The sequence below is a fragment of the Thermoactinomyces mirandus genome (assembly GCF_013868055.1).
GTDB lineage: Bacteria > Bacillota > Bacilli > Thermoactinomycetales > Thermoactinomycetaceae > Thermoactinomyces > Thermoactinomyces mirandus.
The window spans coordinates 1-7,939 of record NZ_JACEOL010000021.1 but is presented as its reverse complement, the minus strand read 5'-3'; the positions used below and the strand labels follow the sequence as shown (position 1 = coordinate 7,939).

The 7,939-nt window shown below is 37.2% G+C and carries 7 protein-coding genes and 1 pseudogene; 1 reads left to right on the top strand and 7 read right to left on the bottom strand.

Going from position 1 to position 7,939, the window contains the following annotated elements; genetic code table 11:
* Nucleotide 1: 1 nt before the first annotated feature.
* From H2C83_RS06630 to H2C83_RS06600, 7 genes are all read right to left on the bottom strand, one after another.
* Nucleotides 2-220 (bottom strand): hypothetical protein, encoded by a 219-nt coding sequence (locus H2C83_RS06630; RefSeq protein ID WP_181739025.1) that lies wholly within the window; start codon nt 218-220, stop codon nt 2-4.
* A complete protein-coding gene (locus tag H2C83_RS06625) occupies nt 202-531 on the bottom strand; it encodes a hypothetical protein (RefSeq protein WP_181739022.1) in 330 nt (109 codons plus the stop codon). The genes H2C83_RS06630 and H2C83_RS06625 overlap by 19 nt, the downstream gene beginning before the upstream one ends.
* Before the next feature lie 71 nt (nt 532-602).
* Complete coding sequence (locus H2C83_RS06620) at nt 603-1,772, bottom strand: Cas10/Cmr2 second palm domain-containing protein (RefSeq protein WP_181739020.1); 1,170 nt, start codon at nt 1,770-1,772, stop codon at nt 603-605.
* A gap of 19 nt (nt 1,773-1,791) precedes the next feature.
* Entirely contained in the window at nt 1,792-2,247 is a 456-nt protein-coding gene (locus H2C83_RS06615; protein ID WP_181739018.1) for a hypothetical protein, read from the bottom strand.
* 14 nt (nt 2,248-2,261) lie between these two features.
* Complete coding sequence (locus H2C83_RS06610) at nt 2,262-3,098, bottom strand: putative CRISPR-associated protein (protein WP_181739016.1); 837 nt, start codon at nt 3,096-3,098, stop codon at nt 2,262-2,264.
* Nucleotides 3,099-3,681: 583 nt separating this feature from the next.
* A complete protein-coding gene (locus tag H2C83_RS06605) occupies nt 3,682-4,236 on the bottom strand; it encodes an RNA 2'-phosphotransferase (RefSeq protein WP_181739014.1) in 555 nt (184 codons plus the stop codon).
* Between the two features lie 269 nt (nt 4,237-4,505).
* Nucleotides 4,506-6,266: a DUF262 domain-containing protein gene (locus H2C83_RS06600; protein ID WP_181739012.1), complete on the bottom strand. Its 1,761-nt coding sequence runs from the start codon at nt 6,264-6,266 to the stop codon at nt 4,506-4,508.
* Between the two features lie 828 nt (nt 6,267-7,094).
* On the opposite strand from H2C83_RS06600, the pseudogene H2C83_RS18480 reads away from it, so the two are divergent.
* Nucleotides 7,095-7,939: pseudogene (locus H2C83_RS18480) on the top strand (IS110 family transposase); the annotation flags it as partial.

Genomic DNA, 7,939 nt, shown 5'->3' with positions numbered 1-7,939 from the left:
TTCACCAGACACGCCCTAATCCAATAAAATAATCTCTCTTTTCTTTTTCTTTATATTCCATGTAAAACTTAATCGTAAAGTGATTCTTACATTCGGTATTTAAAAATAAATAAGTCAGATCTTCTTCTAAAATTATGTCTCTGGATGCTGGTAATTGATGATTGATAGTATGTAATAGCCCTTCCCTTGTAAGCCAACCTTTTAAAACAGATCCTTGCAATAATGGAAAATCTTTAGAAAAAAACATAGTTTCTTTATCCCAATATCTGTTGAGACTAATTTACCTGGATGAATGAACTGCAATTTATTTTCACCAGTTACCCCGTCAACCAATTTTCCATAAAGTATACGTGGAAGTGGATAAAGAGGTTTTTGATTTAGAAAAAGAATGGGACCATAAATCTTTGAACAAATACCTCCCCAATCTTGTATAAGTTTTAGTCTTTTCTGTTCCATATATTGACAAATAGAAACAGCTATATCCTCTTCAAATGTAGAATTTATTTGCAATGAATATTCAACTAGTTGCATGTATTATATCTCCAGTTCATTACAATTATTTGTTTTTTCAAAAAAATCATCCCATTTGCTATGATATAAAATTATAGGTTTTTTTTCGACCATTTACTAACTAAAATCCCATCTCCGTTAATTTCTTTTTTTACTAAATACTTAATCGACCATCTTAAATAGTTTGTTTGTTTATTAAATGATATATCCCCGTTATACACCGATAAACTTGCAGATATGGTCAGATTATTTCTCGACTCTTTTTTGTTATTTACTTTATCATAAATAATCCTAAGTAATGGAATTAAGTTCTTTATTGGAACCTTAATGAGACATTCATCTCCCCCAGCATAAATAACTGTCGCACTTAATTTTTTAACTTTTTTTGTGATTTCGCGTATGAATTCTAGTAGCCAGTAACTCAGTTCATGATCATAATCCATCTTCACACCAATACTGTCAAAATCAATTAATAACAAAACCTCTGACATATACAGCTGATTTATGGAAGGATTAAAAATGGAAATCCCTACTATCTCATTGGAAAATAAAGGAAAAACTCTCTTTACAAGACCAACTGCACTTAAATAAATCTTATCATGAGAAAACATATTTAAATTAAGCGTCATTTTTTTCTTCTCATAAAGCGAATCATTTACTGAGTTCCAGAAATAATCCCTGTCTAAAATATTATTGTGACCAGATATTTCCTGAAACTGCTTGAATAGAATACATCTATTTGATGAATTATCTACTTGAGTAGCATAGGTATTCCAAAGGCTTCTACGAAATAAATAATCTAAATTATTCCCAAATGCCCAGTACATTTGCCAGTAGCATGACATTTGAGATACCCAAATATCTCTTGTTTTATCTCCAAACTTAGCATTATCCTTCAGTAATTGATCCCATATGTATTCCCCAATCATTATCCAAGATTGCTTTAACGTATAAAAAAGTGATTGTTCATTAAACGAACTTGGAATTTCAATCCTAAGAACATTTGGGATTGAACCTATCCAACCCAATTCTGAATTTACATTAGAATTTTCCATTATTTGATTTATGATTGGATGATAAATGTATTGATCCTCAGCCTTTTCCATTTTAGGTAAAACAACTTTTCCACCCTGCTTTAAAATTTCTGTACAAACAGTTCCCATTAAATACGAAGTTAAAAATGACCCCGAACGAAAGTCTGATGGAATCGTTGAGCTAAATATAAATGATTTTGCAGGCAATACTTTAATAAACAGTGTCATTTTTACAAATCCTTTAATCTTATTTAATAGAACGTTCTGATAAGCAAATTAATGCTTTTAAACTATTAGAAATTGTATCCTGCAATTCTTCAGTAATTTCCTTCACTTTATCTTCTAGATTTTTGATTTCTGTTGTTGTATACTTTTTAACCAATTTAGGTACTTTTTCTGTTTGGTAATATCCATAGAGAGCAAAAGCAAGACCCAATACTGTTCCAAGCATAGCTAAAAATGTAAGTAAAAAATTTAAATATGCAATTTGATTAGCCATATGATCTGCTTTAGAAGTCTCGGTATTTATGACATATTCTTTATCCTGATCACTCTTTATTGGGTAATTTGTTTGATTTGTATTTAAATTATCCTTTTCAAGTTTTAATACATACTGCGGCCCAATAGGAAGAATATAAGCTGCAAGAGTTACCATGAAAATAATAAAAATTAAAAATATGATTAATATCATTTGCTTATTCATTATTTCACCTCAACTTATCCGTTTGGAAAATGATAGAAGAACAAATTGCCTGAACCTTCCCGCTCTAATTTAAGATAAGCTAGTCTTGCAAGGGGTGATAATGTAACCTGTTTGTTGCTATCCCAAACAAGCACATCTTTAAACTCTTGACGTAACATTTTAATGTTACGACCTGTTAATCTTGCCAATTCTTGCTCATTCAATTTATGCCGGACCATATGGCGGGCATGATTAATTCCTAAACGGTACAATGATTCAAAATCAAAATATACGGGTGTTGCTGGTATTTCAATAACCTCATCAGACATTTCAAATAAATATTTTACTTGAAGTCCTTCCAACATCCCCAGCATTGTCAAGTAAAATGCAATTGCTTTGTAACCACCCGTAGTATTAATCATTCGTATGTAATTTGAGGAAGGATATTTTTCTATTATCTTTCCAACATGTTCTACTAAATTAGGTATACCGATTAAGAAGAATTTATCAGCATTTTTTACTTGAAGCCCTTGAACCATAATGTAATTTGCATCTACTTTCCAATAAGATTTAGATAATTTAGTAAGTAGTTCTCCAACTAATTTTCCATCTGGTTCATGGGATATTAAAAAAAATAACTTATCCCCCTTCTGAACTCCTAATTTCTCTAAACTATTCATTTCAGCACCTAATTTATGAGGTAAGATTTCTTCAGTTTTTAAAATATCATCAGTAAGGTCATTAACTTTATTTATAAATAAACCACTATGATCTAGACTAATATTTTTAATTGAATTTAATTTATCTTTAAAACCAAACCTCTCTAGTCTAAATAATATAGATATGCCAACAGATAAATATAGATATGCCAACAGATAAGATAATCACTTTGTTCAATATGATCCTCTCCTATTCATATATAGGAATCAGCTATAAGAATTACAAAATTAATTTATGCTTTCATTACATTATACAAAAAAACTAAAAATAATGTTCATTTATTTAATAATTGCTCTAACTCAATATGCACAAACTGCTTGGCTGTTGAAAAAATTGTAATAATGGATATTGATGAGAGCGGTGTGCAACATGTTACATATTAACTCTCTGAGTATGTGAAAGGCTCCTTTACCTCAAAAGCAGCCAGATATGCTTTTATCACACTGGTAATTACCTTTTTGTCCATCTATATCGGATCGGAATGGTTTCATTACTACACAGCGGGGACAGGAATTCTCTTCGTCTTTGCCTTGATAACTTTCACCTTTTTCAAAAGATACGCATTATACTTTTAACAAAACCCTGCCTATTTTTGGGCGAGGTTAATTATATGTTTAGCTTGTGCAATTATATTACAGCTTTGGATCCCTTTTTGCATCTATTACTGATAGAAATCTTTGCAGATACAAGAGAAAATTACACAGGGAAACAGTTCTCAGAAAATGAGTTACTCCCTTATTTTTTAGACCCCCATCTTCTCAAATAGCGGACCGGAACGAAGTCCGTCAACCAGACTCTATTGGCTGAGCGGTAAAATGAATACCCATCCAGATGCATTTCTTTGGCCAGAACCAGAAGGATGACGGGAGATCCATGTCTTATCCCAACCTTGCGGGCGGTAACGGGATCTCCGGAGAGATGTACATGATGCCGTTTTCCTTTCACCAATCCTTTATTGTAAATAGATGACAAAAAGCGGGTAGCTGTCCCGTGATACAGCCTGTCGGGCGGCGTAATCGGCTCCAGATTCAAATCAACCGGGATGGAATGCCCTTGATTGGCCCGGATTTTCTGTCCATCTTCACTGAAGGAAAAACGCCGCTTATCGTTTGTGTCCACGATCCGCTCCAACGTTTTGCGATCGATTAAAATACCACGTTTCTGACAAGCATCCAACAATTCCTTCACATTGACCCATCCATTCTGGTCCAACTGAATTCCGATGATCTCCGGCTTGTGGCGCAAGACTTTGCTGAGAAACTTGCTGTGTTTGACATCACTTGTTTTCATATGCTCACTCTCCAACTTGGGAAAAAAAGGCTTAGTCTTTTGAAAAAAAGTCAATTTTGTTAAAAATAAATTGGCTTGTTAGATTTTAGGAAAAAGACAACTTTTTCTCAATAGAAAACCCTGCCACGTCTATGCAGCAGGAAACATTAATTCAGAATTTGGTTGTCAACTGATGTTCTATATTTATAACAATCTGGAACTTTGTATTGTTCATCATTGCTCTCCTTCAATTGGTGCATATGCAGATGCTGATTCACAAAGGAGCAGTTTTATTCCTGCTCAGTCCGCGAAACTTTTTTCCCCGTCGCCTTCTCGACCAGGGAAACAAGCTCCTTCTGCCGTCTCGAATAAAATGTTGCAAAATCGTCATTTCGAAGTGGTTGTACCGGAATCAGGTGAGATTCGAGGATTTGGTTCAGGCGATTTTCGCTAATGCCATATTCCAGTTCCAACTGGCGAAGGTACTTGCTTGGTGCACTGCCCCCGATGATCCGGTTTGTTCTGGAGGACAAAGGCGTTTTGTTGACGATACTATCCTTTTCCCGCCCGATTTGTTGCCGGTTACAGTAGTTTTTGGGAAAAATATGATGAATGTCAATGGCTTCATCAAAATATTTCTGGACATTAATCGGTTCCCCGCTGCGAAAATCCAAAGCACCCTGCTTGATTTGCAAGGCGTACAACCCCTTGTATGCCGCACTGTTGCGGGTACGGAGGGTGTTCAGGCGTCGAATGGAGAAGTTGCTTTCAGACACCGTATCAGGTTCCCGTCCTCCGTCGATCCAGTTAAGCACACCAACCAGATCCTTGGCAAAACGTGTCCGGACTGCCGAACCGTATAATTCCCCAAACACACCGCACCAAAACCAACGAGCGATTTTTCGTCGAACTGTATCCACCTCTATCCTTTCCCCCAGAGCGGTAAGGATTGCCGCGAGAGGAATCATTTGTGTAGGATAAGGAATATCCTTGGAATCATAAATTCCTAATCCCCATAAAAAGCGAACCGCTTTTTTAAAACCTTCGGTAACCGGATCAGCCCATTTTCGGTAATCTTCTAGTGGCAGAGCCAGCACGTCCCCGCGATTGCAGGCAACCGCCAACTTCTCCCTTCGGCGGTGTCGATCCCAAGTGGAAAGCAGAGTGACTGCCGTGAGGAAGTCGTCATTGGATAAATCTTTCAAACACGGCTGATCCATGAACTGGATTTTCCGTGTTTCCCAATCTTCGCGCAGACGATAGTCATCAGCGGCGTACATTGCCGTAAGCAATTCAAATACAGTTAGGGAAACGCCTCCTGTATTCACTTTTTCAAAAACCTGGCATACAGCCTCTTTAGGTGTTTCCTTTTTCAGGACAATGACCGGTACCAAGTATTGCTGAAAACGCTGAATAATTTGGTCTTCAAACTGGTCAAACAAGTCCAGCTGGCTATCGTCCTGGCGAAAATAGCGGTTGTATCCCCGTCTCCAAACATTATATTCCTGGGTGTTGTACACCAGGTTCAGTGGAAACAGTCCCTGGCGGTACTCTTCTACATATTTGTTGGTTTCATCAGCCGGACTGACACACAATTCTTTGATTTTTCTATCCTCAGAGACTGAAATTATCGCTTGCTCGCGTTCAACGGCTGGGTCGAGGGCTTTCTTCATATCCATATAATACCAACGCCGAATAGGTTTCCCCCGGTGATCCCTGGTTGTAACAGGCATCCCCATCATAAGTGCCTGAAACAGAGATGTTAACCGCTGCTGACCGTCAAGAATAAGGTATTCGGGATGAATCGTTTCTACCAATTCCACTCCCTCCACGGGACGAGTATGAAACCGGACATTCGGGTTGCCTGTTTCCAACATCATAAATGCCCCGACTGGATAGGAGAGGGAAACGCTGGAGAGCAAGCTGATAATATGTTCATCGCTCCAGACCCAACCACGCTGGAAATCAGGTAACTGGTATACTCCCTTGTTTATTTTATGTAACAGATCCCGCAGTATTTCTTTATCCAAAGAAGTCATCTGACTGACCATATACCATCACTCCTCCTGATTGATGCCAATAGACCGCGGCTCGTTGCTTTAAACCCTGTACCCACTTTTTTATACTTTCAGAATATATCTAACAACCAACATCTGCTTACCGCTGTTTATGATAAAAGATCGCTTGCAACATTCGTATTCGGAAGCAATCATTTATTAACCCATAATCAATTAAAAAATTTTAGTTAAAAGAATGGTTATATATTTAATATGTTTCTAAAATAAATTTAATTAAATCATTATTATTCAGCTATATTTGAGGCTTAATTTATTGTAAACTCATAAACTCTTTTCTATCAACCTTTTAAATGTGTATTCGAACAATAATTATTTTTTATATCCCATAATAAATAATAAATTTAAATTTTGTAAGAAAGAACCCCCCCCACAACAAAAACCCTGCCATATCCATGCAACAGGGTTCATGACAGGTTTATCCTGGGTGTTTTTGCACAACGCCTCGAAAAGGTACATTAACGAAAACAGCAAACGTCCGACGAAGTACAATTTGTCTATCAGCCAGGATGAATGACAGGGTCAAACCGTTTTGGAAAACAATAAATAACAGACTTGCGAAAGGGGTTGCTTATTTTAAGAATAGTAGGAATTTTTAAAAAACGGGTATACAAACAAATGTTCATGTAATAGAATATAATTATCATCCAGATAGACAAAAGTGGCAGATTTTCCTTTGTTTTAAAAAACGATAAATATATTAAATAATTGGAGCATTCCTGTATTTGAAAAACAAAGGGGGTTGAAAAAGAAAAGTACCTCCTGCTAACATACGAGGTGTCCCACTGGCCAGTGGACCCTTAAATAGCGAAGGAGGTACCCAAATCGAAGTATAAGCAAAATCGTAAAATTGAGCAAATCAACGAATCGACTTTAATCATAGGCGCAGATATTGCTAAACACAAGCACATTGCAAGGGCTGTAGACTTTCGTGGGATTGAATTAGGCAAGACCCTTGCATTTAGCCAATCTCAATCTGGATTTAGCCAATTGCTTTTTTGGATCAAGTCCTTGATGAAACAGCACTCCAAACAGCAGGTGCTGTTTGGAATCGAACCAACAGGCCATTACTGGCTGAGTTTAGCTGAGTTTCTCAAGAAACACGGTTGATCATGGTTAACCCGATGCATGTTAAGAGGAGCAAAGAGCTGGACGACAATTCCCCAACCAAAAATGATGTGAAAGACGCCTATGTTATTGCCAGGCTAATTCAAGATGGACGGTACTCCGAACCGCAGGTTCCTGAAGGAATCTATGCCGAACTTCGTAACGGCATGAACTTACGAGACCGTTTAATGAAAGACTTAGCCAGCATAAAAGGGCGGATTCAAAACTGGTTGGATCGGTTCTTCCCGGAGTTCCTTGACGTTTTCAGGAATTGGGAAGGAAAAGCAGCACTTTTCTCTCTGCAACACTTTCCATTACCTTCAGATGTTCAAACAATGAATGTTGAAAAAATCGTCCAGGCGTGGAAGCAAGAAATAAAACGGGCGGTAGGTGTGAAACGAGCTACACGGTTATTAGAAGCTGCCAAGGTCTCTGTTGGCTTAACCACAGGCCTGTCTATGGCCCGAACAGAATTACAACTGCTTCTCCAGCAATATGAGTTATTACAGACACAAATAGATAAATTGATGGAACAACTCGAA